This is a genomic window from Staphylococcus caledonicus, assembly GCF_016238465.1.
Taxonomy (GTDB): domain Bacteria; phylum Bacillota; class Bacilli; order Staphylococcales; family Staphylococcaceae; genus Staphylococcus; species Staphylococcus caledonicus.
In genome coordinates, this window is the sequence record NZ_JABTXV010000037.1 from 1 (window position 1) to 235 (window position 235).

At 23.8% G+C, this 235-nt stretch carries 1 protein-coding gene; it reads right to left on the minus strand.

Annotation, left to right across the window (positions count from 1 at the left end; all coding sequences use genetic code 11):
• Positions 1 to 235: hypothetical protein (locus HS848_RS13200; RefSeq protein ID WP_198612563.1), on the minus strand; the 235-nt coding region annotated here is incomplete at both ends.

Genomic DNA, 235 nt, shown 5'->3' on the forward strand with positions numbered 1-235 from the left:
TAAGTAATAACGTAAATAACATCGTAAGTAATAACGTAAATAACATCGTAAGTAATAACGTAAATAACATCGTAAGTAATAACGTAAATAACATCGTAAGTAATAACTTAAATAACATCGTAAGTAATAACGTAAATAACATCGTAAGTAATAACGTAAATAACATCGTAAGTAATAACGTAAATAACATCGTAAGTAATAACGTAAATAACATCGTAAGTAATAACGTAAATAA